Here is a 26962-nt window from a genome sequence, read left to right as displayed (position 1 = left end):
ACCATTACATGGGCTGCTCGACCTTCGCCAACCACACGGTGGTGCCGGAGATTGCGCTGGCCAAGGTCCGCCCCGACGCGCCCTTCGACAAGATCTGCTATATCGGCTGCGGCGTCACCACCGGCATCGGCGCGGTGATCAACACGGCGAAGGTGGAGATTGGCGCGAAGGCCGTGGTCTTCGGCCTCGGCGGCATCGGGCTGAACGTGATCCAGGGCCTGCGGCTGGCGGGCGCCGACATGATCATCGGCGTCGATCTGAACAACGACAAGGAAGAGTGGGGCCGCCGCTTCGGCATGACCCATTTCGTGAACCCCAAGGAGATCGAGGGCTCCATCGTCCCCCATATCGTGAACCTGACCAAGACCCCCTTCGACCAGATCGGCGGGGCCGATTACAGCTTCGACTGCACCGGGAATGTGAAGGTGATGCGCGACGCGCTGGAATGCACCCACCGGGGCTGGGGCGTGTCGGTGGTGATCGGCGTGGCGCCGGCGGGGGCCGAGATCCAGACGCGGCCGTTCCAGCTGGTCACCGGGCGGGTCTGGAAGGGCACGGCCTTTGGCGGCGCGCGGGGCCGGACCGACGTGCCGCAGATCGTCGACTGGTACATGGACGGCAAGATCGAGATCGACCCGATGATCACGCATACGCTGAGCCTTGAAGACATCAACAAGGGGTTCGATCTGATGCATTCGGGCGAGAGCATCCGCAGCGTGGTGGTGTATTGACCGGGATGGAAATCCTGTCCGAAACCGGCGCCTTCGGCGGCGTCCAGGGCGTCTATCGCCACGCCTCGGACGCCTGCGCTTGCGACATGACCTTCGCGGTCTACCTGCCGCCGGCCGCCAGGGCCGGGCCGGTTCCGGTACTGTGGTACCTGTCCGGCCTGACCTGCACGCATGAGAATGCGATGACCAAGGCTGGCGCCCAAGGCTGGGCCGCCGAACAGGGGATCGCGCTGATCTTCCCCGACACCTCGCCCCGCGGCGAGGGCGTCGCCAATGACGAGGCCTATGATCTGGGGCAGGGCGCGGGCTTCTACGTCAACGCCACCGAAGCCCCCTGGGCCCCGCATTTCCGCATGTGGGACTATGTGGTCAAGGAACTGCCGGACCTTGTGTTCGACCGCTTCCCGCTGGACCGGGCGCGGCAGGGCATCACCGGCCATTCGATGGGTGGGCACGGCGCGCTGACCATCGCCATGACCCATCCTGAAACCTATCGCTCGCTGTCCGCCATCTCGCCCATCGCACACCCGGCGGCCTCGGACTGGGGCCGCAAGCAGTTCACGGCCTACCTGGGGACCGATGAGGCGGCCTGGGCCCCGCATGACGCGACCCTGCTGATGCGGGATCGCGGCTATCCCGGGCCGGTGCTGATCGATCAGGGCGCGTCGGACCAGTTCCTGAAGCTGCTGACGCCGCAGGCGCTGATCGAGGCGGCGGCGGTCCGCGGCCAGCCAACCGAGTTCCGGATGCTGGCGGGCTATGACCACAGCTATTTCTACGTCTCCAGCGTGATGGAACACCATGTCCGCTGGCACGCGGCACAACTGGCGCTTGCCCCCGCGGCCTGACGCAGCCCCCTCAACCTCAGCGCGGCCGCACCCTGCGGCCCGCTTTGGCGTGCCCACCTATGGCCCCCGCCGCCCACACTCATACTTTGGGTTGAAACTCTGCCAACTTCGTTGACTCGCCCAAGGCCGGATCGCCAATAATAAGAGCACAATAAGAAGCCTGCCCGCGTTTGCCTCACTCGCAACCCAGCGGCCCGGCCAGCCCGATTGCCTGCAGCCACTGGCTGCGCGCCCATTTTTCAGTCTTCAGGGAGGAAGCACATGAAAAGGTTTACCATCAGTGTTGTCGCCACATTGCTGCTTGGCACGGCCCCGGCCCTCGCCAATGACAGCGTGCTTGCGGCGACCGGCGATTCAAAGCAGTGGGCGGCGCAGCTTGGCGACTATGCCGGCACCCGCTATTCGGAACTCGACCAGATCACCAACGAGAATGTCGGTGACCTGCAGGTCGCCTGGACCTTCTCGACCGGCGTTCTGCGCGGCCATGAAGGCGCGCCGCTGGTGATCGGCGACATCATGTATGTCCACACCCCGTTCCCGAACAATGTCTATGCGCTGGACCTGAACAATGACGGCAAGATCCTGTGGCGCTATGCCCCGCAGCAAAATGCCGACGTGATCGGCGTGATGTGCTGCGATACCGTCTATCGCGGCCTTGCCTATTCTGACGACACCATCTTCCTGCATCAGGCCGATACCACGCTGGTCGCGCTCGATGCCAAGACCGGCGACGTGAAGTGGAGCGTCGTGAACGGCGATCCGGCCAAGGGTGAGACCAACACGGCGACCGTGCTTCCGGTCAAGGATAAGGTCCTGGTCGGCATCTCGGGCGGCGAATACGGCGTGCGCGGCCACCTGACCGCCTACAACATCTCGGACGGCTCGATGGCCTGGCGCGCCTATTCCACCGGCCCGGACGAAGAGATGCTGGTCGATCCCGAGAACACGATGGTTCTGGGCAAGCCCGTCGGCGCGAACTCCTCGCTCGACAGCTGGGAAGGGGATCAGTGGCAGATCGGCGGCGGTACCACCTGGGGCTGGACCACTTATGACCCCGAGCTGAACCTGATCTATTACGGCACCGGCAACCCCTCGACCTGGAACCCCTCGCAGCGTCCGGGCGACAACAAGTGGTCGATGACCATCATGGCACGGGATGCCGATACCGGCGTCGCCAAGTGGATGTACCAGAAGACCCCGCATGACGAGTGGGACTTCGACGGCGTGAACGAGAACATCCTCGTCGAGCAGGAAATCGACGGGCAAATGCGCAAGCTGCTGGTCAACTTCGACCGGAACGGCTTTGCCTACACGCTCGACCGCGAAACCGGCGAGCTGCTGGTGGCCGAGAAGTATGACCCCGCGGTGAACTGGGCCACCCATGTCGAGATGGACCCGGCGTCCGACCAATATGGCCGCCCGCAGGTCGTGGCCGAATACTCGACCGAGCAGAACGGCGAGGATGTGAACTCTACCGGCATCTGCCCTGCGGCCCTTGGGTCCAAGGACCAGCAGCCCTCGACCTACTCGCCCAAGACCGGTCTCTTCTACGTGCCGACCAACCATGTCTGCATGGATTACGAACCCTTCCGCGTCAGCTATTCGGCCGGTCAGCCCTATGTCGGTGCGACGCTGTCGATGTTCCCGGCGCCGGGCAGCCATGGCGGCATGGGCAACTTTATCGCCTGGGACGCCGTTGCCGGCGAGATCAAGTGGTCGCTGCCGGAACAGTTCTCGGTCTGGTCGGGCGCAATGGCCACTGCGGGTGACGTGGTGTTCTACGGCACGCTTGAGGGCTACCTGAAGGCGGTCGATGCCAATACCGGCGAGGAGCTTTACAAGTTCAAGACGCCCTCGGGGATCATCGGCTACGTGATGACCTACGAACATGGTGGCAAGCAGTATATCGGCGTGCTGTCGGGTGTCGGTGGTTGGGCGGGCATCGGCCTCGCGGCGGGCTTGACGAACTCCAATGACGGGCTCGGGGCCGTGGGCGGCTATGCGGCGCTGTCGGATTACACTGCGCTTGGGGGTCAGCTGACGGTTTTTGCGATCCCGGACTGACGGATCGCCCTTGCACCAGAATGTGAACGCCGCCCCGAGATCCGGGGCGGCGTTTTTCGTTGTCCGGGCAGGGGCTTGCGTGGCGATCCTCACCCAATCTCTCAAGAAGCCAGACTAAAGTGCTAGTCCGCCGCCGGTGACAGCCGATCCCGGCCCGACTAACCTTGCCAGGAACTCTTTGGGAGGAGAGCCCTGCATGAAACTCACTGTGCCGATTCTGGCGCTGTCGCTGCTGCCCTTTGCGGCGCTGGCGGCCGACGCGCCTGCCGTTGATGTTGCCGTTGCGTCCGAGGACGGGATCCGCGCCTTCAACGCCGAGGAAATCCCGACATACAACATCGCTGCCGATGGCACGCTCGACTGGCCGACCTTCTCGGGCTACCGGCGCTATCACGCGGAATGCCATGTCTGCCACGGCCCCGATGGCGAGGGGTCGAGCTATGCCCCGGCGCTGAAGGACTCGGCGCTGCGCATGGACTATTACGACTTCGTCGGCGTCGTTGCTGCCGGGCGCCAGAAGGTCGGGGCCTCCGAAAACTCGGTGATGCCGTCCTTTGGCACCAACCCCAATGTCATGTGCTACCTTGATGACATCTATATCTATCTGCGCGCCCGCGGCACGGATGCGGTAGAGCGCGGCCGCCCGGCCAAGCGCGCCGACAAGTCCGAGGCCTTTGCCGCGGCCGAAGCCGCCTGCATGGACGGATGATGGGCAGGGTGCGGGCCTCCGCGCTGGCCATTGCGCTGGCGATTGCGGCTGCGCCGGGCTCGGCGCAGGTTGCCGATCTGGTGGACCGCACCGCCTTTCGCGTCTGCGCCGATCCGGGCAACGCGCCGCTGTCGCATCAGGATGGCTCGGGGTTCGAGAACAAGCTGGCGGCGATGTTCGGGGAAAAGCTGGGGGTGCCGGTCAGCTATGTCTGGTTCCCGCAGGTCACCGGCTTTGTCCGCAAGACCCTGCAGGCCGGGCGCTGCGATGTGGTGATCGGTTACGCGCAGGGCGATGAGATGGTGCTGAACACCAACCATTACTACGTCTCGACCCATGTGCTGATCGCGCGGGCGGATAGCGATCTGGCCGATGTCGATACGTTGACGGACGCGCGGCTGCTGGACAAGCGCATCGGTGTGGTGGCCGGCACGCCGCCCGCGACGCATCTGGCGCGGAACGGGCTGATCGGCAAGGCCAAGGGCTATGACCTGGTGGTGGACCGGCGGGTGGAGAATCCGGCGGGTGACATGCTGGCGGATCTGCAGGCGGGCGAGATCGACCTAGCGATCCTCTGGGGGCCGATCGGCGGGCCGCTGACCAAGGGCAATGATGCGCTGGTGGTGACGCCGCTGCTGAAGGAAGAGGCGACGCCGCGGCTGTTCTACCGCATCACCATGGGCGTGCGCGCCGGCGAGGATGTGTGGAAGCGCGAGTTGAACTCGCTGATCCGCCGCAACCAGGCCGAGATCGACGCGATCCTGATCGAGGCGGGGGTGCCGCTGGTCGATGACTACGGGATCAAGCTGAAACCGGCAGGCTAGGGTGAGCCTCCGATGAAGCTGCCAAAGCCGCGCGGGCCTTCGGGCAGGGCAACCTCGTCCAGAAGGGCGAGGCTTTGCGCATCGAGGATGCTGAGCGTGTCGGAGAACCAGTTCGCCACCAGGATGCGCCGCCCGTCGGCGGTGGCGGCGATGCCTTCGGGGTATTCGCCGACCGTCACCGTCGCCTGCACCTCAAGGCTGCCCGCGTCGAACACACTGACGCTTTCGCCATATTGGTTGGTGACGAAGCCCTTGCCGCCCGCGAAGGCGATGGCATAGGGCCGCTCACCCACCGGAATCGTGGCGATCAGGCTGCGGGTGGCCAGATCGACGACCGACACGGTATTGCCCATCACATCGGCGGTGAAGGCGCGCCCGCCGTGCAGGGTGATGCCGAAGGGATGCACCCCGACCGCCACCTGGGCCAAGGCTGCCCCGGTGGCCGTGTCGATCAGGCTGAGGCTGTCCGCATCCCGCTCTGCCGTGACCAGCAGCGCGCCATCCTCGCTGACCGCGATGCCGGATGGGGCGGGGCCGGTGGCGAAACGGCGCAGGATCTCGCCCGTCGCCGGGTCGATCTCCAGCAGCTGGGCGGCCTGCCAGTCCGAGACATAGACCAGCCCCGAGGCGGGGTTGGCCGCGACCCCGAAGGGCGCGCCGGGCAGGTCCATCACCCGCAGCGTCTGGGCGGTCAAAAGGTCCAGCACATGCAGCCGCCCCGGCTCGACCGCGACGACATAGGCGCGGCCGCGGGGCCCGTCCACGGCGACCGCCGCCGGCTTGCCGGGCAGCGGCACCGTGGCGCGAATGCTGCCGGTGCCCGCGTCAAGGAAGCTGACCGCCCCGGCGTTCTGCGACGGGATCACCGCCACCTCTTGCGCCGCTGCGGCGGTTGCGGACAAGGCCAGCAGCAACACGCAAAGCCGGGTCACTCCGCCGCGCCGAACTGCTCTACCAGCGCAGCAAAGCCCGCCTGATAGACCGCGTTCACCGCCGCAATCGCCGCCTCGTCATTCAGCTCGGGCGGCGGGTCGTTGTTCGGAAAGCCGCGGTAGAAGGCACCGCGCCATTCGACCAGCGCCTTGCCGCCCGCATCCTTCACCGTCAGATGCGAGGAATAGTTGCTGACCGGCAGCGCCGCCACATTGTCCACCGTCATCCGGTAGGAGTAGCTGCGCTTGGCGGCGTCGAACTTGGTCAGCTCCTCGCTCAGCGTCTCGCCGCCCTGCAGGGTCAGCACACGGACCACGCCGATCTCGGCGCCTTCGGGGGCCTCGGTCGCGGTGATGGCGGGGTGCCAGCTCATGTCGGCAAAATCGCCGATCACCGCCCAGACCTCATCGGGCGTGGCGTTGAGGGTAACCTCCTGCGTGGTCTTCTGCCGCGAGGGGCCATGAGCCTCGGCCGGCGGGGCTGCCAGCGAGAGCCCTGCGAAAAGGGCGATTCCGGCCACCAGTGCCCGAAGGGTATTGCGCATCCTGTCTCCTCCATTCCAGGGGCGCCTTGAGCCTGCCCCGATGGGGCCAACGATACGGGCGCGCGGGGCACCGGCAATCAAACCAAAGTATGACTGCCTTTGTTTTCAGGCACTTATTTTCTTCTTATCAGAACAAAGCGTTTTGCCGGGCCACGCCGCCATGCCCCAATGTCGGCAGGGGAGGACGTGATGGGAAAGACTGGCTTGAGACTGGCCGGCGCGCTGCTGGCAACTGTGGCGTTTTGTTCGCAGGCGCAGGCGCAGACCGAATACCGCGCTGCGGTGCTGCGGGTGGATACGCCCGGCCCGATGCCGATTTCCCGGCTGGACCTGCCGCCGGATGACCTGGGCTTTGCGGGCGGGGCGCTGGCGACCGCCGACAATGCCACCACCGGCAGCTTCATGAAGCAGACCTTTGTCACCGAGGATGTGCTGGCGACGCCCGAGACCGCCGAGGCCGAGATGCAGCGGCTGCTGGACGGCGGCATCCGCTTCGTCGTGGTGCTGGCGGATGAGGCGATGACGGTGCGGCTGGCCGATCTGGCGGGCGACAGGGCTCTGCTGTTCAACGCGGGCGCCAGCGGCGACGTGCTGCGCAATGCCGACTGCCGCGCCAACCTGCTGCACACCGCGCCGTCGGATGCGATGCTGGCCGATGCGCTGGCGCAGTTCCTGATCTGGAAGCGGTGGGACGAATGGTTCCTGATCGAGGGCAGCCACCCCGAGGATACCGCGCTGGCCGAGGCCTACCGCCGCGCCGCGAAGAAGTTCGGCGCCAAGATTGTCGAGGAGCGGGTGTTCGAGGACACCGGCGGCGCCCGGCGCACGGATAGTGGCCATGTGCAGGTGCAGGCGCAGATGCCGGTCTTCACACAGCGCGCCAAGGCGCATGACGTGGTGGTCGCGGCCGACCATGCCGGTGTGTTCGCCGCCTGGCTGCCATTCCACACCTGGGAGCCGCGGCCGGTGGCGGGGTCAGGCGGGTTGATGCCTGTCAGCTGGCATCCGGCGCATGAGGCCTGGGGCGCGATGCAATGGCAGACTCGGTTCGAGAAGCAAAACAACCGCCATGCCCGGCCCGAGGATTATCAGGTCTGGATGGCGCTGCGCAGCCTTGGTGAGGCGGCGACGCGCACCACGTCCGATGATTTCGACACGCTTGCGGGCTTCATCACCGGCGAAAAGTTCGAGCTGGCGGCCTTCAAGGGCCAGAAGCTGACCTATCGCGACTGGGACGGCCAGTTGCGCCAGCCGGTGCTGCTGAGCATGGGGCCGGTGACCGTCTCCGTCTCACCCCAGGACGGGTTCCTGCATCAGGTCTCGCAGCTTGACACTCTGGGCACCGACCGGGGCGAGACCGGTTGCACACGCATGACAGCAAGGGAGGACTAGGTGACACGATCTACCGCAGAACTGGTTACCGCAGCTTTGGCCTGCGCGGCGCTGACCGCATCCCCGGCATTTGCCGACAAGATCTTTGTCAGCAACGAAAAGGGCAACACCATCACCGTGCTGGACGGCACCAGCTTCGAGGTGATCCACACCTTCAATGGCGGACAGCGCCCGCGCGGCATTACTGCCTCGCCGGATGGCAAGGTGCTGTATGTCTGTGCGTCGGATGACGATCTGGTGCGGGTGTTCGATACCGAGACGTATGAGGAGCTGCCTTCGCTGCCTTCTGGCCCCGATCCCGAACTGTTCGTGCTGCACCCCTCGGGCAACCCGCTCTATATCGCCAACGAGGATGACAATATCGTCACCGTGGTGGATGTGGAAACAAGGCAGGTGCTGGCCGAGGTGCCGGTGGGGGTGGAGCCGGAGGGGATGGGCGTTCATCCCGATGGCTCCATCGTGGTCAACACGTCCGAGACGACCAACATGGCGCATATGATCGATACCACCACCTTCGAGATCGTGGCGAATGTGCTGGTCGATAGCCGCCCGCGCTTTGCCCAATACGACAGCGATGGCAGCCATCTGTTCGTGACCGCCGAGATCGGCGGCACCGTGTCGGTGATCGACACCGCCAGCAACGAGGTGACCCACAAGATCACCTTCGAGGTGCCGGGCGTGCTGCCCGAGGCCTTGCAGCCGGTGGGCCTGCGCATCACCGCCGACGATGCCAAGATCTTCGTCGCCCTCGGGCCGGCGAACCGCGTCGCCGTGGTCAATGGCGAGACCTACGAGGTGGAGGAATACCTGCTGGTCGGGCAGCGGGTCTGGCAACTCGCCTTCTCGCCCGATGGCAAATACCTCTACACCACCAACGGCAATTCCAACGACATCTCGATCATCGACGTGGCCAGCAACGAGGTTCTGAAATCGGTGCAGGTCGGCCAGCAGCCCTGGGGCGTGGTGGCGACGAAATCAAACTGAGGTCAATCTGGGAGGAGACCTGATGAAACGGATACTTGCCGCTGCCGTGCTGGCCGCCGCGACCGCCATGCCGGCGCTGGCGCATGACTATGGCTTCGCGGGCCTGCTGTCGAAGGACAACCGCGAGACACTGGAGCCGCTGACGCTGGGGTCCGGCAAGCCGGTCGCCGCCGCGCCCTACGAGCTGAAATCGGGCACCTATTACAAGATGAAGATCGTGGCCGATGGCTCTGCCGAACTGGCGCTGTCGGGCGGGGATTTCTTCCGCGCGATCTGGATCAACGAGATCGTCATCAACCAGATCGAGGTGCGCCCGCTGGGGGTTCACTCGCTGGAATTCGATGCCGCGGGCGAGGCGGACCTGTCGTTCATCGCCATCACCCCCGGCAGCTATGAGCTGAAAATCCCCGGCTCGTCTGGTGACACCCAGAAAGCCATCTTCAACATCCGCTGAGAGGAGAGACCCTTATGAAGCACATTCTTGCCGCCGCAGCCCTGCTGCTGCTTGCCGCCCCGGCCTTCGCCGAGGCCACCCCCGAACAGATCGCTGCCATCGACGCAAAGCTGGCCGAGATGCAATGCGAGGTCGATCCCGACAATATCGAGATGGAGGATGGCGGCTTCGATCTCGATGACGTGATCTGCGCCGATGGCCAGTATGACATCGCGATGGATGCCGACCTGAACGTGACGGAGCAACGCAAGGAATGACCGTCAGCCCGGGCGCGCGCCTGACCGGGGGCGCGCCAGACCTTGCGCCTGCGCTGGTGGTGGCGGATGTCAGCCACAGCTTTGGCGCGGTGCAGGCGCTGAAGGGCGTGTCCTTCAGCGTGGCCCGCGGCGCCTTCACAGCCCTGCTGGGGGTGAACGGTGCGGGCAAGACCACGCTCTTTTCGTTGATCACCCGGCTTTATGACAGTACCAGCGGCCAGATCGCGGTGGCCGGCTTCGATGCCCGCCGCGCGCCCGGCGAGGCGCTGGCGCGGCTGGGGGTGGTGTTCCAGACGCGGGCGCTGGATACCGACCTGACCCTGCGCCAGAACCTGCACTATCACGCCGCGCTGCACGGCATTGCCCGCAAGCCCGCCGAGGCGCGGATCGCCGAGGTGCTGGCGCTTGTCGATCTGTCGGAGCGGATCGATCATCGCACCGGCGCCCTGTCGGGAGGGCAACAGCGGCGGGCCGAGATCGCCCGCGCGCTGCTGCACCGGCCGGAACTGCTGCTGCTGGACGAGGCGACGGCGGGGCTGGACGTGCGGGCGCGGGCCGAGGTGCTGGCGCTGGTGCGGCGGCTGATCCGGCACGAGAATGTCTCTGCCCTGTTCGCCACGCATGTGATGGATGAGATCGAGCCTGCCGACGATGTGGTGCTGCTGCACCGGGGCGAGGTGCTGGCGCGCGGACGCGCGGACAGCATTGCGGGGGCAGGCGATCTGACCTCGGCCTTCCTGTCGCTGACGGGGCAGGCGGCATGAAAGCCGGTTGGACCATCGCCTTCGCCGGCATCGCGCGGCGCGAGGTGCTGCGCTTTGCCCGCCAGCGCGAGCGGTTCCTTGCGGCGCTGGTGCGCCCGCTGGTCTGGCTGTTCATCTTCGCCGCCGGGTTCCGCTCGGTCCTCGGCCTGTCGATCACCGCGCCCTATGAGACCTATGTGCTCTACGAGGTTTACGTCGTGCCCGGCCTTTGCGCGATGATCCAACTGTTCAACGGGATGCAGTCGTCGCTGTCGATGGTCTATGACCGCGAGACGGGGGCGATGCGCACGCTGCTGGTCAGCCCCTATCCGCGCTGGTTCCTGCTGGGGGCCAAGCTGGTGGCAGGGGTGCTGGTGTCGATCCTGCAGGTCTATGCCTTTCTGGGTATCGCCTGGCTGTGGGGGGTGCATCCGCCGGCGATCGGCTGGCTCACGGTGCTGCCGGCGCTGCTGCTGGCGGGGGTGATGCTGGGGTCGCTGGGGCTGCTCATCTCCTCGACCATCCGCCAGCTGGAGAATTTCGCGGGGGTGATGAACTTCGTGATCTTCCCGATGTTCTTCGCCTCCAGCGCGCTCTACCCGCTGTGGCGGATGAAGGAATCGAGCGTGCTTCTGCATGACATCTGCGCGCTGAACCCCTTCACCTATGCGGTGGAGCTGATCCGGTTCGCGCTTTACGGGCAGGTGAACCTTACCGCGCTGGCGGTGGTTGCCGGCTGCACGGCGGTGTTCTTCGGCGGAACCGTTTTCATGTATGATCCGGCCAAGGGCCTGTGGCGCAAGCGTCCGGGATAGGGAGGAATTGCGATGAAATCTCTGCGGATCGTGGCGGCGGCGCTGATACTGGGAAGCGGGGCGCAGGCCGCGGGGCCGGTGGATCCCGACTGGCCCTGCATCCAGCGGCGGGTGCCGCATCTGTCGCTGGGGCAGGTATGGGCCGGCCCCCTGCCGGACCCGGTCATTGAGGAGTTGGCGGACACGGCCCCCGTGCAGGGCGTCGCCCGCGCGCTGGCTCTGCGCCGCACCCCGATGCCCGAGGCCGAGGCGCTGATCGCAGGCTACGCCGAAACCGCCGATGCCGCCGCGCTGACCGCCCTCTTTGTGGCGACGCTGGAGCATATCGACACATCGCGCGACCGGGTGCTGGCCGGCATCACCCGCTATGCTCACAAACAGACCGATCTGGACCATCACATCAAGGAGGCGCGCAAGGAGTTCGCGGCGCTGACCGAGGCCGAATCGCAGGATTTCGACCGGCTCGATGCGCTGGAGGCGGATATCGACTGGTCCACCCGCATCTTCCTCGACCGGCAGCAATCGCTGACCTATGTCTGCGAGACGCCGGTGATCCTCGAGCAGCGGGCCTTTGCACTGGGGCGCGCGGTGATGGCGCATCTCCCGTAGCGCCGGGCTTAGCGAAGCCCTGCTGAAAATGCGGGCAAAATGAAAAAAACCATTCTCGTCTGCGACATGTCGTCCTACACTCAACTGTCGGCGGGGGTGTGGAGGCTCGCGCCGGTTGGGGAGGAATATCATGGAGCTACGTCCGATCCGGGATGTCGCAAGCGACGTCTCGCGCGGGGCCAACGGTCATGCGGTGCAGGATGTCCTGATCGTCGATGACCATCCGCTGATCTGCCATGCGCTGTCGGTGACGCTTGGCCATGCCTTCGGGCTGCGCAAGGTGCGCACCGCGACCAGCATCGCCACGGCGCTGGCCAATATCGCCGCCGAGGGGCCGCCCGACGCGGTGGTGCTCGACCTCAACCTGCCGGATGTGGCGGGGGTGGAGGGCGTGATCGTGCTGCGCCAGCATATCGGGGACGCGCCGCTGACCGTGATCTCGGCCGAGCTGGACCCCGGCCGGGTGACGGCGGTTCTGGCCGCCGGGGCGCGCGGCTATGTGACCAAGAGCCTTGCCCGCAGCAAGATGGTCGAGGCGTTCGAGCGGATGTGGGCCGGCGAGGTGGTGACGCCCGAAGGCTATGAGCAAGCCGGGCGCAGCGATGCCGATGAGCTGGCGGCGCTGGCGCGCGACTTTGCCACCCTGACGCCGCAGCAGATGAACATCCTGCGGCTGATCTGCCAGGGCCGGCCCAACAAGCTGATCTCGTATGAGCTGTCGATCGCCGAGGCGACGGTCAAGACCCACATCGCCGCGATCATGACCAAGATCAACGTGCGCAACCGCACCCAAGCCGCGCTGCTGGCCAGCAAGGCGCGGATCTTCATGCGCTGATCGCAGACCTAAAGCGGGGGAGACAAGGCCATGCCGGACATGTCCGCGGGTGCGGCGCTTCCCAAACCGGCCCGGCCGCGCGCCGTGACCGCGCAGGGCAATGCCGCGGAAATCGAGGCGCAGATCGCGGCGGCCTTCGGGGGCGTGGCCCCGGGGCTGGTGCTGGTCTTCGCCTCGGACGGATCCTTGATCGCGCCGCTGACCGGGGCGCTGGCGGCGCGGTTCGGCCCGGCCTGCCGGGTGGTCGGCTGCTCCTCGGCCGGCGAGTTCGCCTATACCCGCTATGACAATCGCGGCGCCGTCGCCATCGCCTTCCCCGCCGCGCATTTCGAGGGCGAGGCGGTCTGGCTGCGGCGGTTGCGCGACCATGCGGCGCTGGACTGGATGGCCACCCTGCGCGGCGCCAGCGCCCGCGTGCCCGACCGGCCCGGCCGGGTGCGCTTTGGCATTCTGCTGATCGACGGGCTGAGCAAGCGCGAGGAGCTGGTGACGGCGACCGTCGAGGCGACGTTGCCCGGGGTGCTGGTGCTGGGGGGATCGGCCGGCGACGGGCTGCGCTTTGGCCGCACCCATCTGGCCATCGACGGGGAAAGCTGCCCCGAAAGCGCGATCCTGTGCCTGATGTCCACCGATTACCGCATCGAGGAGGTGGTGTTCGACCATTTCACCCCGTCGGACCTGCGGATGGTGGTGACCGAGGCGCTGCCCGAGGAGCGGCTGATCCTTGAGATCAACGCCGAACCCGCGGCCGAGGAATATGCGCGGATGATCGGCCTGCCGGTGGCCGAGCTTGGCCCCCGCGCCTTTGCGGAAAACCCGCTGCTGGTGCGGATCGGCCGGCGGCATTTCGTGCGCGCGATCCTTGAGGTGACCGAGGGCGGCGGGCTGCGCATGATGTCGGCCGTGGATGAGGGGGTGATGATGACCCTTGGCCGCGCCGAAGACCTGACCGACGGGTTCGAGGCGCGGCTGGCGCAGCTGGATGGCACCGCCGCGCTGATCCTTGGCTTTGACTGCATCTTGCGGCGCATCGCGCTGGAACAGGCGGGGCTGGAGGAGACGGTGGGCCGCATCTTCCACGACTACAACATCGCCGGGTTCAACACCTATGGCGAGCAGCATGGCGGCATCCACGTGAACCAGACCTTCGTGGGGCTGGCGTTCTTGCAAGGTGAGGATGACGATGCTGCGCAGCTCTGACAGTGCCGAGCGGCAGATCCAGAAGCTGCAGCGCATCAATGCCGCGCTGATCCGGCGGATGGATGTGATCGACGAGGCCCGCGGGTCTACTCATGCCCTGTCGCAGGCGGCAGCGGTGCTGGAGCGCGAGGTGGTGGCGCGGAACCTGGATCTGGAGCGCGCGCTGGCCGATCTGGGCGCGATCAACGCCGAGCTCGCCTCGGCCCGGGTGGCCGCGGATGAGGCGAACCGCGCCAAGTCACGCTTTTTGCGCGCGGCCAGCCATGACCTGCTGCAACCGCTGAGCGCCGCCAAGCTGCTGCTGTCGCATCTGGAGGATGTGACGACCGATCCGGGGCAGGCTGATCTGGTCCACCGCATCGCCGCCACGTTTGAGTCTGCCGAGGACCTGATCCGCGCGCTGTTGCAGATCGCGCGGCTGGATTCGCAGCGGGTGGAGATGAATGTGGGGCCGGTCTCGCTCGGCCGGCTGTTCCAGCGGCTGTCCATCGACGTGCAGGCGCAGGCCGAGGCGCGGGGGCTGGACCTGCGCTTTGTGCCCTCCTCCGCCGCGGTCCTCAGCGATCCGGTGCACCTGCGCTCCATCGCGCAGAACCTGATTTCCAACGCGCTGAAATATACGCTCTCGGGCCGGGTTCTGGTCGGGGTGCGCCGCGCGCCGGGCGGGGTGTGGTTGCAGGTCCATGACACCGGGCCGGGCATCGCCGTGAAGGATCAGGAGCGGATCTTCAACGAGTTCGAGCGGCTCTCGCACTCCGACCAGCCCGGCACCGGCCTTGGCCTGACCATCGTGCGCCGCGCCTGCCAGCAGCTTGGCCACCCGCTGGAGGTGCTCAGTGCCCCGGGGCGAGGCTCGCTGTTCCGGGTACTGCTGCCGCTGGCCGATGCTGCGGGGCCGTCGTTGCACGACAAGGCTGCCGATGCGCGCGAGGCGCCGGGGCCGGATGCGCTGTTCCAGGACCGCACGGTTCTGGTGGTGGAGAATGACCCGGCGATGCGGCAGGCGTTTTCCTTCCTGCTGGGAAGCTGGGGGATGACAGTGCTGGCGACCGACGGGATCGACGGGGTCGGCAAGCTGCTGCAGGGCCCGCGCCCGCGGCCCGAGATCGTGCTGACTGACTACCGGCTGGATCAGGGCGAGACGGGGGTGCAGGTGATCAGCCAGGTCCATGCCGCGCTTGGCCGTGCGGTGCCGGCGCTGATCGTCAGCGCGGAATGTGCCGAGACCATTGGGGCCGCGTCGTCTCATCTGGGCGCGGGGGTGCTGGAAAAGCCAGTGGCCGAGGCGGCCCTGCGGCAGATGATGCGCGCGCTGCTGACGGCCGCGCCATGAGCCGCGGTGCGCCCAACCTGCGGCAGAAATTCACGCTTGCCGCGCTGTTGCTGGCCGCGCTGGCGGTGCTGGCCGCCGGGATTGCCGTCCATGGCCTGTCGCGGACCCAGCGGCATGCGGCCGAGGCGATGGCGGCGCAGCAGCGGATCGAGGGCTATGCCGCGCTGTCGGCGCGGGTCAATGAATGGATGCTGGGCTGGCTGTCGCCTGGGGCGCAGCAGGGCGAGCCGCCCTCCAGCTTTCCGGTGACGGCGACCTTTGGGCTGATGGACCGGCTGGTTGCCGAGGATGTGGAGGCGGCCCCCGATGCCACCGAGGTCGCCACCCGCGCCCGGCAGGGCATCACGCTGGCACGGGTGCGCGGGCAGTTCACCCGGCTGGAGCGGAGCCTGGCGCAGGCGCCGCCCGGCACTCCGGCAGGCGATGCGGCGCTGGCGGTGTACGGCGCGCAGGTGCCGGGGCTGATCGCGGCGCAGATCCATCAGGAGACGCGGCGGCGCGAGGCGGCGCTGGCGGCGATGGCCAGCCTGCGCGCCCCGCTGCACGCGCTGGCGCTGGCGATCGCCATCGGCGCGCCGCTGCTGCTGATCGTCCTGTATCTGGCGCTGTTGCGGCCGGTGTTCCGGCGGCTGGAGGCGGGAGGGGAGGGCGAGCTGGTCCATGACGAGCTTGGCCTGCTGTTCGCGCGGGTGCGGCAGATGACGGCGCGGCTGGACCGCCGGGCCCGAAGCCTCGCCGCCGACCGCGCCCGGCTGGAGGCGCTGGTGGCAGAACGCACCGTCGATCTCAGCGCCGCCAATGCCCGCCTGTCGCGGGTGGATGCCGAGCGGCGCCGGTTCTTCGCCGATGTCGGGCATGAGCTGCGCACGCCGCTGACGGTGATCCTCGGCGAGGCGGAACTGGGCGAGCGGCACAGCGACCCCGCCCTGCGCGCCAGTTTCCGCACCATCCACAGCCGCGCCTTGCGGCTGGCGCGGCGGATCGAGGATCTGCTGCGCATCGCCCGGTCCGACAGCGGCCGGCTGGATCTGGATTGCCAGCCCGTCGATCTGGCGCAGGCGGCGCAAGCGGCCCTTGGCGACATGGCCGTGCTGCTGCGCCGGGCGGGGGTGGAGGCGGAGCTGAACTTTGACGGCGACCTGCAGGTGGCCGGCGATGCCGACTGGCTGCGGCAGGTATTTTCCGGCGTGCTGGAGAATGCCGCGAAATATGCGGGGCGGGGGGCGACTGTGCGGATCACCGGCCAGTCCCTCGGGGCATGGGTTCGCGCCGAGGTCACCGATACCGGGCCAGGCATCGCGCCCGCCCTGCTGGAACCGGCGCTGGCCCGCTTTGGCAGGGGCGACACGCGCGAGGCGGGCTTTGGGGTGGGCCTTGCGCTGGCGCGGTGGGTGGTCGAGGCTCAGGGCGGGCGGTTGACGGCGATCAGCCCGGTGGCCGAGGGCCGTGGGCTGACGATTTGTATCGATTTGCCGCGCGGAGACGCGGCGGGCCGTATCGACCTGCCGCGCGCCGCCGCGGCGGAAAGCGAGGTTGCGTGAAACATGTTCTGATCGTCGAGGATGATCCCGACATTGCCTCGCTTTTGCAACGCGGGCTGGGGGCGGCGGGCTATGGCACGGTCTGGGAGGCGGCGGGCGAGCCGGCGCTGGCCCGGCTGCGGCATGAGGCGTTCGATGCTGCCATCATCGACATGATGTTGGGCGAGGAGAGCGGTGCCGAGCTTCTGGCCGAGATGCGCGCCCGCGGCCACCGGATGCCGGCCATCGTGCTCAGCGCGCTGTCGCGGGTCGAGGACCGGGCCGAGGGGCTGAATGCCGGCGCGCAGGACTATGTGGTCAAGCCCTTCCAGCTGGGGGAGCTGATCGCGCGGCTGGAGGTGCAGCTGGTGCGCGGCGCGGCCCCTGTGCCCGCGCTGGCGCTTGGCGGGCTGCGCTATGACCCATCGGACCGCACAGTCAGCGGCGCCGGCCGCAAGGTGGTGCTGACCGAGCGCGAGGGCGAGCTGCTGGCCCATCTGATCGCCCGCCCCGGGCAGGTGCTGACGCGCGGCGAGATATTCGATGCGCTCTGGGCCCCGCATGGCGGGTCGACCGAGAATGTCGTCGATGTCTATCTGGGATACCTGCGGCGCAAGCTGTCGGACCTGTCGCCCTATGGGCTGGCCTTGCGCACCCTGCGCGGGCGCGGCTTTGTCCTGACGCTGGAGGAAAGTGTATGATGCGTGCTGTTGTGCTTGCGGTGCTGCTGGCGGCGGGGCCCGGCCTCGCGGGGCCGCTGTCGGACCTGATCTTCGCGCCGGGGGCGGCTGCGGGGGCGGCGGTTGAGGTGTCCTATGCCCACGCGCGGCAGGTGCCGGGCGACTTGCCCGAGGATGCGGCGCTGCCGAAGGCCGTGAGCGATGAGGTGCTGACGCTGGCGCTAGCCGACGGCGAGGCGCCGCGCCGGGTGCTGACGCGGCAGGGGCCGGGCACGAGCGGGCCAGCGCCGGTGTCGGAGTTTCCGCTGGCGGGGCCGGACCCGGTGCTGCTGTTCTTCCTCGAATCCACCGCGCGCAACATGGCGGCGCTGACCGGCGGCAGCCCGTTCTACATCCGCAACCGCATCCGCGAGGCGCTTGGGCAGGCCGATCTGGGCAGCGAGGTGACCATGGGCGACCTGCCCGCCCGCCAGATTGTGCTGCACCCCTTCGAGGCCGATCCGAACCGCGCCAGCATGGGGGCCTTTGCCGAGCTGGCGCTGACGCTGGTGGTGGAGACCGAAGGGGCGCCCCGCTTCCTCAGCCTTTCGGCCGATACCGCTGCGGCGGAGGGCGGCTATCATGAGACCCTGACCCTGATGCCGGAGGAGGAATGATGCGCGCGATGATCTTGGCGGGCGCGGTGATGGCCGGGTTTGCGGCCCCGGCTTGGGCGGCTGATCCCGCGCTGCCGCCGGTGCTGAACGACTACCCCACCGAGGCGCGGGCGGAATATGTCTTCGCCTGCATGGCCGCGAACGGGCAGACGCGGGATGCGCTGGCGCGCTGTTCATGCTCGATAGACCAGATCGCGGCGATCCTGCCCTATGATGGCTATGTTGCCGGGGAAACCGTGCTGATGCTGCGCCAGACCACGGGCGAGCGGTCGACCCTGTTCCGTGGCACCGCCGCGACTACGGCGGTGGTGGCAGAGCTGCGGCGGGCGCAGGCCGAGGCCGAGATCCTGTGCTTCTGACCCCGCGCCGCGCTGCCCTGCGCAGGTCGGCGGTGAAGCGGGCCGTGTCGAAACGCCCGGCATCCCGCCCGTAGATCGCCGCATCCAGCCGCGCCAGGGCCGCGCGGCGCAGGGCGGGGTCCATCGCCTCCTCGGGCCGCAGATACTCCTCCGCCGCCCCGCGCAGCGCCAGCAGATCGCCTGATCGCGCCGCCTGCCACAGGTGCCAACGCGGCAGCGGCGACCAGTGCCGCGCCAGCCGCGCCGCCACCAGCCGCGCCCGATCCGGCCGGTACCAGCGCGCCAGCACCGCCGCCCCGAGCCCAAGGCCCGCGGCAAAGGCCGCCGCCAGAAGCCAGCGGCTGCCGGCGCTGATCCGCCCGGCATCCACCTGATTGTCCTTGAAGCTGGCATAGCCGATGGGCAGCGCCGGGATCTCCACCTGCGCCATCTGCCGTGTTGCCGTGTCGAAATACGGGATCACCACCGGCTCCAGCACGCCCGGCTCCCCCGTCTCGGGGCGGAATTGCCAGGTCCAGATCACGCTCGCCACCGGGCCCTCTGGCGTCAGCTCCAACTGTCGCTGCACCGGCGCGGCGAAGGTGATCAGCCAGTTTTCCGACACCACCGGCCGCGGCGGCAGCATTTCCGGCAGCACCCCATGCGCCCGCAGCGTCACGGTGCGGGTCACGGTGGCGCCGTCCTGCAGGGCGGCGGGGTCGGTGCTGAGGTCGTCTTGCAGCGTCACGTTCGAGGCGGCGAATTGCCAGCCGCGATCAGTCGGGAAGGCCCCCACCGACAGCTCCATCGGAGAGGCGCGCACCAGCGCCTCGGCGCGCTGACTGGCGGTGGTGATGATGGTCAGGCTGTGTTCGGCCGGCCCGAAGCGCCCCGGCCCGGCCCGCTTGGGGAACAGCGCCAGCCTGCGCTCCATCACCATATAGCTGCGCCCGTCGATCATCTCGCGGTGCCAGTCATCCTGCGTCAACTGGATCCAGTCGAAGGCGTCGGTGGGGGCAATCACCAGATCCTCGCGCGCGATGGAGCGTTCATAGACCCCGCGGATCGTGACCGGCACCATCTCGCCCACCACAATCTCGGTGTGGGTGGGATGGGGGATCAGGTCGAGCTCCAGCCGCCCCTCGGCGAAGGCCGGGAGCGGCAGGAGCAGCAGGCAGAGGGCAAGGCGTATCACCACGGGTCGCCCTCCTCTGGCGGGGTCAGCCCGATGGACAGGCGGCGCAGGTGTTCATCGGCCAGCCGCAGCCGCAGGAATTCGCCTGGATCGTCGGGCAGGGCCGCCAGCCAGGCGGCATCGGCGACGCGGCGGCCTGCGTCCAGCGGTTTGCCAAGCACGTTGAACTTTTCCACCGGCGGCCCGTCCGGCGGGGTGACGGGGGTCACGGCGATGCGGCCGGCCTCATTGCCCTTGCCGACCACCGGCGGGATCAGCGCATCCACCACGGCGCGATTGTCGCGCGCCTCGGAATCCGCGGGGTTGGCGAAGAGCACCGCATCGAAATAGGCACGGGCGAGGGGGTAGTTGCCGGTGGCGGCCAGCGACAGGCCGCGGTTGTAGGTGGCGCTGCGCCCGGCCTCGCGGAAGGCAAGGTCGGCGGCGGCATGGTCTCCGGCGCGGTAGAGCGCGACGCCGCGGATCTGCGGATCTTCAATCAGCCGCGCTGCGGGGCCAGGCAGGCCCGCGACCAGCGCCAGCTTGCCGATGCCCTCGCGCCCTGCCAGCGCGAGGGCCAGCAGGGCGCAGCCGATAAGGATAAGCGCGGCGCGGGTCATGCGCGCCTCCGGAACAGGGCGAGGGCCGGGATCAGCGCGGCCAGCAGCAGCCAGCGGCCGAGGTCGTCGAAGGCGGTTCCCGCGCGCTCGCTGCGGGCGAGGGCGGTCAGCCGCGCCGCCTCGATCTGCGCCAGCAGCGGGCGGGGGGCACTGGCGGGGGCATGGGCGCCGCCAGCCGCCGCGGCAAGGCTCGCCAGCGCCTCGGGGTCGGGGTGCGGCGCGCCCTCGGGCGGGGTGGAGGCCAGCCCCAGCGTCCACAGCCGCGCGCCTGCCTCGGCCAGCCGCTGCGCCTCTTCCAGCGCCGGGGGGCTGACGCCGCCGCCGTCCGAGATCAGGATCAGGTCCACCCCGCCGACACCCGGATGCCCCTCGCGCAGAAACAGCTCCCGCGCGCTGGCCAGCGCGATGTCGGGCCGGCTACCCTGCACCGGCATCGTCTGCGCATCCAGCACTGCGATCAGGCTTTCCAGCGTCGCCGCATCGCTGGTAGGCGCGCTGGCGAGGTAGGCATCGGCTGCGTAGAGCATCAGCCCCACGGGCCGCCCCTGCGCCGATTGCAGCACCAGCGCGGCCGCCGCCTGCGCATCGGCCAGCGCCGCCCCGCGGGTGATGGAGGGCGAGAGGTCGAGGATCAACACCACCGGGTCCATCGGCGCAAAGGCGGTGGCCGAGGCGCGCAGCCGCGCGGGGCCAGCGAGCGCCAGGGCCAGCAGCGCCGCCAACACAAAGGGCGCCAGCCGCGGCGCCGCGCCCGTGCCGACAAGCCCAAGCGCCTGCATCCGGCGCAGCAGCGGCGGATCGACCAGCCGCTCCCACCCGCCATTCGCCGCCCGCCGCCGCACCCAGAGCGCCGCCAGCGCCACGGGCAGCAGCGCCAGCAGCCAGAAGGGCCGCAGCAGGACCAGATCCCCGGTGCTCATGCCGCGCCCCGCGGGTCAAGGCCGAGGCCGAGCGCCGCAAGCAGCGCCACCATCGCCGGCCAGATCCACAGCGGCTGCGGCACCAGCACCGGCGGGCGACGCGAGGGGTTGGGCTCCAGCCGGTCCAGATCGGCGGCCATCGCCGCGAGGTCGGCCATGTCGCGCACCCGGTAGCTGGTGCCGCCGCTGGCCGCGGCGATCTCGCGCAGCAAGGCGATGTCCACCGCATCGCGGGAGGCGGGGCGCGTCTCCAGGTCATCCGGGCCAAGCGCGATGGTGTGGACGCGCACGCCCCGTTCGGCAGCCAGCGCCGCCACCTGCCGCGCATCCATCCGCGCTCCGGTTTCCTTGCCGTCCGACAGCAGCACGATCACCTGCCCCTGTGCCGCACCCGCTACCACCCGCTTGAGCGCGAGGCCCAGGCCTTCGGCAATGGCGGTAGAGCGGCCGGTGATGCCGATCCCCGCCTCCTCGATGGCGCGGGAGACGGCGGCGAGGTCATGGGTCAGCGGGGCCGCGACATAGGCACGGTCGGCGAAGAGCACGAGCCCGATGCGGTCGCCGGCGCGGGAGGCCACGAAGCCCTGCGCCACCTGCTTGACGGCACCCAGGCGTGAGATGCGCTGGCCGCCGAGGTCGAAATCCTCGATGGCCATACTGCCCGACAGGTCCAGCGACAGCAGGATATCGCGGCCCGAGGCGCTGGTATCGGCGGTGGCGACCAGCCGGGCGGGGCCCGACAGGGCGAGCACCAGCGCACACCAGAGCAGCACCTTCAGGGCCCGGGTGCGGGTGAAGGCCCGGCGCTGTGCGTCTGCGGGGATGGCTGCCGCGCCAATGGCCCCGGGCAGGCGCATGGCGGCCAGCTGCGCGGGCTGCGGGGGCAGCAGGCGGCGCGCCAGCAGCGGCAGCGGCAACAGCAGCAGCGCGAGCGGGGCGGCGAGGATGAGGGTGCCGAGGTCAGGCATGTCTGGCCCCTCGGGCAGCGACCCGGATCAGCGGTTCCAGCTGGGGGGTGTCCGGCACCGGCGCGCCCGCATAGAGCGCGGGGCGCAGGCCGGGCGGAACGGTGCCGCCATAGCGCGCCAGCAGCGCCGCCTGTGCCAGCAGCCGATCCTGCGGCGGAAGCGGGCGCAGGGCGGCCAGCGCCGCCTCCAGCGCCTCGGCGGGCGGGCGGCGGCGGTGCAGGGCGGGGCGCAGCAGCGCCATCAGCGCCAGCGCGGCCAGCAGGCCAAGGCCGAAGGCGGCCAGCACCTCCGCCGGGCCAAGCTGCACATAGTCCAGCGGCAGGCGCGGCGGGTGCAGATCCTGCACGATCTGCGGGGTCATGAGGCGGGGTCCAAGGCGAGGGGCGCGTCGGTGGCCAATCGCTCCACCTGTGCGCCGAGCATTGCCAGTCGCGCGACAAGGGCCGCGCGGCGGACGGGCAGGGCGGTGAAGTCGCCGATGCGGGCCGGGCCGGTGCCAAGGCGATAGGGCAGCGGCGTTGAGGGAGGATCGCGCTCGAAGCGGTCCTCGGTCAGCGCGATGCGCAGCGGGCCGCGGCGCAGGATGCCGGCCAACACCTGCTCGATGCCCGCGCCGGGATCATCGAAGCCGGTCGCCAGCACCACCGCCGCCCCGCGCGGGGCGAGGCGAGCGGCCCCGGCGAGCATCTGCGCAAGGTCGGGCACCGCAGCCTCCGGGGCCTCCAGCGCCGCGGCATGGGCCCGCGCTAGGCACCCCGCCACCCGCGCCATGCCGCGCGCCCTTGCCGCCGCGCGCTCCGCCACCAGCGCCCCCGCCGTCAACGCGACCACGCCGGCGCTGCCGCCCGCCAGCACCGCCTGCCAGCCCGCCACCGCCAGCGCCTCGGCGGCGGCAATCGAGCGGAAGCGCCCCCGCGTGCCCCACAGCATCGGCGGGCGGAAATCGGCGATCAGCATCACGCTGCGGTCGCGGTCTTCCTGAAAGCTGCGCACCTGCAGGCTGCCGCTGCGCGCGGTGGCGGCGGCATCGAGATGGCGCAGGTCGTCGCCCTCGGTATAGGGGCGGATCTCGCGGATCTCATGCCCCTGCCCGCGCAGGCGGGTGGCGGTCACCCCGGCTCGGCGGGTGATCTGCACCGCCCCGCGGCCCGGCCGCCCCAGCCGCGCGCCGATCGCCAGCAGATCCTCGGCGCGCAGGTCTGTAATGGCGGGGGCGAGCATCTGCGACCCCTCAATACGGCCGGACCTGCGTCAACAGCCGGGCCACGATGTCCCGCGCCGACAACCCTTCGGAGGTGGCGCGCCAGCTTGGCACCAGCCGGTGCGCCAGCGCATCGGGGGCCAGCGCCTCCACATCCTCGGGCAGGGCATGGTTGCGGCCGGCCAGCGCCGCCCGCGCCCGCGCCGCGGCGGCCAGCGCCAGCGTGCCGCGGGGCGACACGGCATGGTCGATCAGACCGGCCAGCGGGGCATCCTCGCCAACCGCGCGTGTGCCCATGACCAGCCGCACGATGAAATCCTTCAGCGCCGGGGCCAGATGCACCGCCGCCACCGCCGCGCGGGCGGCGTGCAGCCGGTCATGCCCCAGACGCGGGCCTTCGGGCGGGGGCGGCGCCCGCAGCTCCCCTTCCACCAGATCCAGGATCGCGCGTTCCGCCGCTGCCCCCGGCAGCGCCAGCTGGACGTGCAGCAAGAAGCGGTCCAGCTGCGCCTCGGGCAGCGAGAAGGTGCCTTCATGCTCGATGGAGTTCTGGGTGGCGATAACCATGAACGGGTCGGGCAGCGGCCTCGTGCTGCCGCCCACCGTCACCTGATGCTCGGCCATCGCCTCCAGCAGGGCCGATTGCACCTTGGGCGGGGCGCGGTTGATCTCATCCACCAGCACCAGCGAGTGGAAGAGGGGGCCGGGGGCGAACTCGAAGCTCTCGGAGGCGCGGCGGAACAGCTGGGTGCCGATCATGTCCGATGGCATCAGGTCGGGGGTGCACTGGATGCGGGCGAAGCTGCCGTCGAGCCCCGCCGCCAAACGCTTGACTGCGCGGGTCTTGGCAAGGCCCGGCGGCCCCTCGATCAGCACATGGCCATCGGCCAGCAGCGCGATCACCAGACGCTCGACCAGATGGTCATGGCCGATCAGCCCCGCCGCCATCGCTGCGGTCAGCTCTGCAACCTCGGCCGCCGCAGAGGGCGCCGAAACGCTTTCCAAGAGTGCCACGCCTCACCTCCCCGATCGGCCATGTCCGGGGCAGAGTGGCAGAGGAACGCGCCCCCCGCCACCGCCCGCGCCTCATACTTGCGGATGAGCGGGGAGTGGCCGGGCGCGCTTGCCGAAGGGGCGGGCCGCGCTAGCCTTTCGGGTGCCCCGCTGGCAGGGCGGGTCGCTGCAACAGGGAGGATGGCATGACACGGCTGACGGCACAGGACTTTCCGGCAGAGCTGCTGGAGCTTTACGATTTCTACGCGCATGGCCGCATCACCAAGCGCGAGTTTCTGGACCGCGCTGGCAAGTTCGCCATCGGCGGGCTGACCGCGGCGGCGCTGCTGTCGTCGCTGATGCCGAACTACGCGCTGGCGCAGCAGGTGATGTTCACCGATCCCGGGATCGTGGCGGAATACATCACCTACCCCTCGCCGAACGGACATGGCGAGGTGCGCGGCTATCTGGTGCGGCCGGCTGCCGAGGGCGTGGCGAAGACGGACGCGTTGCCGGGAGTGGTGGTGGTGCATGAGAACCGCGGGCTCAACCCCTATATCGAGGATGTGGCGCGTCGGCTGGCCAAGGCGGGCTTCGTGGCGCTGGCGCCGGATGGGCTTACCTCCGTCGGTGGCTATCCCGGCAATGACGAGCAGGGGCGCGAGCTGCAGCGGCAGGTCGATCCGGCCAGGCTGATGAACGATTTCTTTGCCGCAGTGGAATGGCTTATGGCGAGCGAGATGACGACCGGCAAGGTCGGCATCACCGGCTTTTGCTATGGCGGCGGCGTGTCGAACGCGGCGGCGGTAGCCTACCCTGAGCTGGCGGCGGCGGTGCCCTTCTACGGCCGGCAGGTGCCCGCCGCGGATGTCCCGAAGATCGAGGCGCCGCTGCTGCTGCAATTCGCCGAGACGGATGAGAACGTCAATGCCGGCTGGCCCGCCTATGAGGCGGCGCTGAAGGAACATGGCAAGACCTATGAGGCCCACATCTACCCCGGCACCAACCACGGCTTCCACAACGATTCCACTCCGCGCTATGACGAGGCGGCGGCGAAACTGGCCTGGGAGCGGACGCTGGAGTGGTTCGAGCGTTATCTGGTGTGAGGGGGGCGGGGGGGGCGTCACGTCGTTCCCATTGGGCGGGTGTCACGGGTAGGCTGCTCCCTGACGGAGCTCCGCACATTGAGAGCAGAATTTCGGCGATAGCGGCAGAACAGGCTTCGGGCCGTTATCTCACCTTGGACCGCTCGGTTCGGGCGGGATACGGGAAGCACTGCATCGCCCCCCGCCCGTGCGGGATCTGTCGCCCGGAGCCACCGGCAACACGACACCGGAGAGGCCAGCGCCCGCCGAGGGCGGGGCGGGCGCTGGCCGGGCCCTTTGGGGGCCCGTCGGTGCCAATGGAGAGCGCAGAGCGTGGCGAAGGCGATGGCCGTCGCCAAAGCAAACGAAGCGTGGGGCATAAGTATTCTGACGCGCAGGGATACTCGCCCTCTGAGAGCCAAGCCCGATATGTAACGACCAGATGATATTCACCCCCGCCCGGCGCCCGCCCCCGCCCGCACCGGAACCCCCCGGAGGCCAAGACGTTGGGGGCCCATGCAAGACAGAACCCCCACCCGCCGCACCATCTCGCTCGTCGTTCTCGCGGCCGCGCTGATCCTCCTGCTCCTCGTCGCGCCCGATGTGCTGCTGGTCGTCTTCGCCGGCATCCTGTTCGCGGTGTTCTTCGGCGGCGGCGGTGGTTGGATCGCCCGCAAGACCGGGATGCCGCGACCCTTGGGCATCGGCCTCTTCATCCTGCTGATCGTGATCGCCCTCGCCGCCGCGATGCTGGGCTTCGCCCCCGCCATGGCCGAGCAGTTCGACCAGCTGACCAAGGAGATCCCCGCCGCCTTTCAGAGCCTTCGCGACCGGGTGGAGCAATACAGCTGGGGCAAGCGTGTGACGGATGCTATCGACCCCTCCAGCCTGATGTCGAGCGAGAGCGGCCTTGCTGCCGCCTCGGCCGTGACCGGCACCTTCGGTGCGCTTGGCAATTTCGTCATCATGCTTTTCATCGGCATCTATGGCGCGCTGAACCCCGGGCTCTACCGGTCCGGCGTCCTGGCGCTGCTGGCGCCCTCGCTGCGGCCCCGGGCGGATGAGGTGATGGACAAGGCCGGGAACACCCTGCGCAGCTGGCTGACGGCGCAGCTGATGGCGATGACGGCGGTGGGCGTGCTGACCGGGCTGGGGCTGTGGCTGATCGGTATCCCGCTGGCCTTCATCCTTGGCCTGATCGCCGGGCTGCTGGCCTTCATCCCCAATATCGGCCCGGTGCTGGCCGCGGTGCCCGGGATCTTGCTGGCCTTCCCCGAGGGGCAGAGCACCGTGCTGATGGTGCTTGGGGTCTATGTCGCGGTGCAGGCGCTGGAGAGCTACATCCTTACCCCGCTGATCCAGCAGGAAAAAGTCTCGCTGCCCCCGGCGGTGATCATCACCTCGCAGCTGCTGCTGGGGGTGCTATTCGGCATCCTCGGGCTGGCAATGGCGACGCCCCTGGCAGCTGTCGGGATGACGCTGATCGGCGCGCTCTATGTCGATGACTATCTGGAGCAGGAGCGGGCCTGACA

Annotated in this window: 30 protein-coding genes; 21 read left to right on the top strand and 9 right to left on the bottom strand. The window is 69.0% G+C overall.

Features of this window, described 5'->3' with window-relative positions:
* The 5 genes from Q8S30_RS13975 to Q8S30_RS13955 form a co-directional block, all read left to right on the top strand.
* The coding region (locus Q8S30_RS13975; RefSeq protein WP_305666613.1) for a zinc-binding dehydrogenase at window positions 1-731 on the top strand (731 nt) is incomplete at its 5' end.
* 5 nt (window positions 732-736) lie between these two features.
* Complete coding sequence (gene fghA / locus Q8S30_RS13970) at window positions 737-1579, top strand: S-formylglutathione hydrolase (protein ID WP_305666642.1); 843 nt, start codon at window positions 737-739, stop codon at window positions 1577-1579.
* Between the two features lie 261 nt (window positions 1580-1840).
* Entirely contained in the window at window positions 1841-3643 is a 1803-nt protein-coding gene (locus Q8S30_RS13965) for a methanol/ethanol family PQQ-dependent dehydrogenase (protein WP_305666612.1), read from the top strand.
* A 196-nt stretch (window positions 3644-3839) separates the two neighbouring features.
* The gene (locus Q8S30_RS13960) at window positions 3840-4352 is read left to right on the top strand and encodes a c-type cytochrome, methanol metabolism-related (RefSeq protein WP_305666611.1); all 513 of its coding nucleotides are present in this window, start codon (window positions 3840-3842) and stop codon (window positions 4350-4352) included.
* Window positions 4349-5176 (top strand): substrate-binding domain-containing protein, encoded by an 828-nt coding sequence (locus tag Q8S30_RS13955; RefSeq protein WP_305666610.1) that lies wholly within the window; start codon window positions 4349-4351, stop codon window positions 5174-5176. The genes Q8S30_RS13960 and Q8S30_RS13955 overlap by 4 nt, the downstream gene beginning before the upstream one ends.
* Here Q8S30_RS13955 and Q8S30_RS13950 read toward each other — a convergent pair.
* Window positions 5173-6108, bottom strand: a complete 936-nt coding sequence (locus Q8S30_RS13950) for a YncE family protein (protein ID WP_305666609.1) — start codon at window positions 6106-6108, stop codon at window positions 5173-5175. The genes Q8S30_RS13955 and Q8S30_RS13950 overlap by 4 nt on opposite strands.
* Window positions 6105-6653, bottom strand: a complete 549-nt coding sequence (locus tag Q8S30_RS13945) for an SRPBCC family protein (protein ID WP_305666608.1) — start codon at window positions 6651-6653, stop codon at window positions 6105-6107. Before Q8S30_RS13945 ends, Q8S30_RS13950 begins: the two co-directional genes overlap by 4 nt.
* Before the next feature lie 189 nt (window positions 6654-6842).
* On the opposite strand from Q8S30_RS13945, the gene Q8S30_RS13940 reads away from it, so the two are divergent.
* The 14 genes from Q8S30_RS13940 to Q8S30_RS13875 all read left to right on the top strand — a co-directional run bounded on the left by Q8S30_RS13940 (window position 6843) and on the right by Q8S30_RS13875 (window position 18490).
* Window positions 6843-8045 (top strand): ABC transporter substrate-binding protein, encoded by a 1203-nt coding sequence (locus Q8S30_RS13940; RefSeq protein ID WP_371135519.1) that lies wholly within the window; start codon window positions 6843-6845, stop codon window positions 8043-8045.
* Window positions 8046-9029, top strand: coding sequence for a YVTN family beta-propeller repeat protein (locus Q8S30_RS13935; protein WP_305666607.1), 984 nt, complete (start codon window positions 8046-8048; stop codon window positions 9027-9029).
* A gap of 19 nt (window positions 9030-9048) precedes the next feature.
* Complete coding sequence (locus Q8S30_RS13930) at window positions 9049-9483, top strand: hypothetical protein (RefSeq protein ID WP_305666640.1); 435 nt, start codon at window positions 9049-9051, stop codon at window positions 9481-9483.
* A gap of 14 nt (window positions 9484-9497) precedes the next feature.
* On the top strand, window positions 9498-9740 hold the full coding sequence (locus Q8S30_RS13925) for a PepSY domain-containing protein (protein ID WP_305666606.1): 243 nt from the start codon (window positions 9498-9500) through the stop codon (window positions 9738-9740).
* A gap of 20 nt (window positions 9741-9760) precedes the next feature.
* Window positions 9761-10504, top strand: a complete 744-nt coding sequence (locus Q8S30_RS13920; RefSeq protein ID WP_371135521.1) for an ATP-binding cassette domain-containing protein — start codon at window positions 9761-9763, stop codon at window positions 10502-10504.
* Entirely contained in the window at window positions 10501-11298 is a 798-nt protein-coding gene (locus Q8S30_RS13915; RefSeq protein ID WP_305666604.1) for an ABC transporter permease, read from the top strand. The genes Q8S30_RS13920 and Q8S30_RS13915 overlap by 4 nt, the downstream gene beginning before the upstream one ends.
* Before the next feature lie 12 nt (window positions 11299-11310).
* Window positions 11311-11907, top strand: a complete 597-nt coding sequence (locus Q8S30_RS13910; RefSeq protein WP_305666603.1) for a hypothetical protein — start codon at window positions 11311-11313, stop codon at window positions 11905-11907.
* A 130-nt stretch (window positions 11908-12037) separates the two neighbouring features.
* Window positions 12038-12742, top strand: coding sequence for a response regulator transcription factor (locus Q8S30_RS13905; RefSeq protein WP_305666602.1), 705 nt, complete (start codon window positions 12038-12040; stop codon window positions 12740-12742).
* 30 nt (window positions 12743-12772) lie between these two features.
* Window positions 12773-13942 (top strand): FIST N-terminal domain-containing protein, encoded by a 1170-nt coding sequence (locus Q8S30_RS13900; RefSeq protein WP_305666601.1) that lies wholly within the window; start codon window positions 12773-12775, stop codon window positions 13940-13942.
* Complete coding sequence (locus Q8S30_RS13895) at window positions 13926-15275, top strand: hybrid sensor histidine kinase/response regulator (protein ID WP_305666639.1); 1350 nt, start codon at window positions 13926-13928, stop codon at window positions 15273-15275. Before Q8S30_RS13900 ends, Q8S30_RS13895 begins: the two co-directional genes overlap by 17 nt.
* The gene (locus tag Q8S30_RS13890; RefSeq protein WP_305666600.1) at window positions 15272-16816 is read left to right on the top strand and encodes a HAMP domain-containing sensor histidine kinase; all 1545 of its coding nucleotides are present in this window, start codon (window positions 15272-15274) and stop codon (window positions 16814-16816) included. The genes Q8S30_RS13895 and Q8S30_RS13890 overlap by 4 nt, the downstream gene beginning before the upstream one ends.
* Entirely contained in the window at window positions 16813-17496 is a 684-nt protein-coding gene (locus Q8S30_RS13885; protein WP_305666599.1) for a response regulator transcription factor, read from the top strand. Before Q8S30_RS13890 ends, Q8S30_RS13885 begins: the two co-directional genes overlap by 4 nt.
* Window positions 17496-18131, top strand: a complete 636-nt coding sequence (locus tag Q8S30_RS13880; RefSeq protein ID WP_305666598.1) for a hypothetical protein — start codon at window positions 17496-17498, stop codon at window positions 18129-18131. The genes Q8S30_RS13885 and Q8S30_RS13880 overlap by 1 nt, the downstream gene beginning before the upstream one ends.
* On the top strand, window positions 18128-18490 hold the full coding sequence (locus tag Q8S30_RS13875; RefSeq protein WP_305666597.1) for a hypothetical protein: 363 nt from the start codon (window positions 18128-18130) through the stop codon (window positions 18488-18490). The genes Q8S30_RS13880 and Q8S30_RS13875 overlap by 4 nt, the downstream gene beginning before the upstream one ends.
* Here the strand turns inward: Q8S30_RS13875 and Q8S30_RS13870 are convergent.
* Genes Q8S30_RS13870 through Q8S30_RS13840 form a run of 7 tightly spaced genes read right to left on the bottom strand, consistent with a single transcriptional unit; the run spans window position 18429 to window position 24357 of the window.
* Window positions 18429-19667 carry a hypothetical protein gene (locus Q8S30_RS13870; RefSeq protein WP_305666596.1) on the bottom strand — a complete coding sequence of 413 codons (1239 nt, stop codon included), beginning with the start codon at window positions 19665-19667 and terminating at the stop codon, window positions 18429-18431. The genes Q8S30_RS13875 and Q8S30_RS13870 overlap by 62 nt on opposite strands.
* A complete protein-coding gene (locus Q8S30_RS13865) occupies window positions 19661-20263 on the bottom strand; it encodes a hypothetical protein (RefSeq protein ID WP_305666595.1) in 603 nt (200 codons plus the stop codon). Before Q8S30_RS13865 ends, Q8S30_RS13870 begins: the two co-directional genes overlap by 7 nt.
* Entirely contained in the window at window positions 20260-21183 is a 924-nt protein-coding gene (locus Q8S30_RS13860; protein WP_305666594.1) for a vWA domain-containing protein, read from the bottom strand. The genes Q8S30_RS13865 and Q8S30_RS13860 overlap by 4 nt, the downstream gene beginning before the upstream one ends.
* The gene (locus Q8S30_RS13855; RefSeq protein WP_305666593.1) at window positions 21180-22151 is read right to left on the bottom strand and encodes a VWA domain-containing protein; all 972 of its coding nucleotides are present in this window, start codon (window positions 22149-22151) and stop codon (window positions 21180-21182) included. Before Q8S30_RS13855 ends, Q8S30_RS13860 begins: the two co-directional genes overlap by 4 nt.
* Window positions 22144-22512, bottom strand: a complete 369-nt coding sequence (locus Q8S30_RS13850; protein ID WP_305666592.1) for a hypothetical protein — start codon at window positions 22510-22512, stop codon at window positions 22144-22146. The genes Q8S30_RS13855 and Q8S30_RS13850 overlap by 8 nt, the downstream gene beginning before the upstream one ends.
* Entirely contained in the window at window positions 22509-23372 is an 864-nt protein-coding gene (locus Q8S30_RS13845) for a DUF58 domain-containing protein (protein ID WP_305666591.1), read from the bottom strand. Before Q8S30_RS13845 ends, Q8S30_RS13850 begins: the two co-directional genes overlap by 4 nt.
* 10 nt (window positions 23373-23382) lie before the next feature.
* The gene (locus tag Q8S30_RS13840; protein WP_305666638.1) at window positions 23383-24357 is read right to left on the bottom strand and encodes a MoxR family ATPase; all 975 of its coding nucleotides are present in this window, start codon (window positions 24355-24357) and stop codon (window positions 23383-23385) included.
* 194 nt (window positions 24358-24551) lie between these two features.
* Here Q8S30_RS13840 and yghX point away from each other — a divergent pair, with 194 nt between their 5' ends.
* Window positions 24552-25451: a YghX family hydrolase gene (gene yghX / locus Q8S30_RS13835; protein WP_305666590.1), complete on the top strand. Its 900-nt coding sequence runs from the start codon at window positions 24552-24554 to the stop codon at window positions 25449-25451.
* Window positions 25452-25946: 495 nt separating this feature from the next.
* Window positions 25947-26960: an AI-2E family transporter gene (locus tag Q8S30_RS13830; protein WP_305666589.1), complete on the top strand. Its 1014-nt coding sequence runs from the start codon at window positions 25947-25949 to the stop codon at window positions 26958-26960.
* The last annotated feature ends 2 nt before the right edge of the window (window positions 26961-26962 follow it).

Origin of the sequence: Frigidibacter sp., from assembly GCF_030695035.1 — a bacterium.
GTDB lineage: Bacteria > Pseudomonadota > Alphaproteobacteria > Rhodobacterales > Rhodobacteraceae > Frigidibacter.
This window is presented reverse-complemented; position numbering and strand designations above follow the sequence as displayed.

Bases quoted from the DNA above. Each gene is read 5' to 3' on its own strand.
- fghA (WP_305666642.1), top strand. From the start codon at position 737: ATGGAAATCCTGTCCGAAACCGGCGCCTTCGGCGGCGTCCAGGGCGTC.
- Q8S30_RS13965 (WP_305666612.1), top strand. From the start codon at position 1,841: ATGAAAAGGTTTACCATCAGTGTTGTCGCCACATTGCTGCTTGGCACG.
- Q8S30_RS13960 (WP_305666611.1), top strand. From the start codon at position 3,840: ATGAAACTCACTGTGCCGATTCTGGCGCTGTCGCTGCTGCCCTTTGCG.
- Q8S30_RS13955 (WP_305666610.1), top strand. From the start codon at position 4,349: ATGATGGGCAGGGTGCGGGCCTCCGCGCTGGCCATTGCGCTGGCGATT.
- Q8S30_RS13945 (WP_305666608.1), bottom strand. From the start codon at position 6,653: ATGCGCAATACCCTTCGGGCACTGGTGGCCGGAATCGCCCTTTTCGCA.
- Q8S30_RS13940 (WP_371135519.1), top strand. From the start codon at position 6,843: ATGGGAAAGACTGGCTTGAGACTGGCCGGCGCGCTGCTGGCAACTGTG.
- Q8S30_RS13925 (WP_305666606.1), top strand. From the start codon at position 9,498: ATGAAGCACATTCTTGCCGCCGCAGCCCTGCTGCTGCTTGCCGCCCCG.
- Q8S30_RS13915 (WP_305666604.1), top strand. From the start codon at position 10,501: ATGAAAGCCGGTTGGACCATCGCCTTCGCCGGCATCGCGCGGCGCGAG.
- Q8S30_RS13910 (WP_305666603.1), top strand. From the start codon at position 11,311: ATGAAATCTCTGCGGATCGTGGCGGCGGCGCTGATACTGGGAAGCGGG.
- Q8S30_RS13905 (WP_305666602.1), top strand. From the start codon at position 12,038: ATGGAGCTACGTCCGATCCGGGATGTCGCAAGCGACGTCTCGCGCGGG.
- Q8S30_RS13900 (WP_305666601.1), top strand. From the start codon at position 12,773: ATGCCGGACATGTCCGCGGGTGCGGCGCTTCCCAAACCGGCCCGGCCG.
- Q8S30_RS13895 (WP_305666639.1), top strand. From the start codon at position 13,926: ATGCTGCGCAGCTCTGACAGTGCCGAGCGGCAGATCCAGAAGCTGCAG.
- Q8S30_RS13890 (WP_305666600.1), top strand. From the start codon at position 15,272: ATGAGCCGCGGTGCGCCCAACCTGCGGCAGAAATTCACGCTTGCCGCG.
- Q8S30_RS13880 (WP_305666598.1), top strand. From the start codon at position 17,496: ATGCGTGCTGTTGTGCTTGCGGTGCTGCTGGCGGCGGGGCCCGGCCTC.
- Q8S30_RS13875 (WP_305666597.1), top strand. From the start codon at position 18,128: ATGATGCGCGCGATGATCTTGGCGGGCGCGGTGATGGCCGGGTTTGCG.
- Q8S30_RS13865 (WP_305666595.1), bottom strand. From the start codon at position 20,263: ATGACCCGCGCCGCGCTTATCCTTATCGGCTGCGCCCTGCTGGCCCTC.
- Q8S30_RS13860 (WP_305666594.1), bottom strand. From the start codon at position 21,183: ATGAGCACCGGGGATCTGGTCCTGCTGCGGCCCTTCTGGCTGCTGGCG.
- Q8S30_RS13855 (WP_305666593.1), bottom strand. From the start codon at position 22,151: ATGCCTGACCTCGGCACCCTCATCCTCGCCGCCCCGCTCGCGCTGCTG.
- Q8S30_RS13850 (WP_305666592.1), bottom strand. From the start codon at position 22,512: ATGACCCCGCAGATCGTGCAGGATCTGCACCCGCCGCGCCTGCCGCTG.
- Q8S30_RS13845 (WP_305666591.1), bottom strand. From the start codon at position 23,372: ATGCTCGCCCCCGCCATTACAGACCTGCGCGCCGAGGATCTGCTGGCG.
- yghX (WP_305666590.1), top strand. From the start codon at position 24,552: ATGACACGGCTGACGGCACAGGACTTTCCGGCAGAGCTGCTGGAGCTT.
- Q8S30_RS13830 (WP_305666589.1), top strand. From the start codon at position 25,947: ATGCAAGACAGAACCCCCACCCGCCGCACCATCTCGCTCGTCGTTCTC.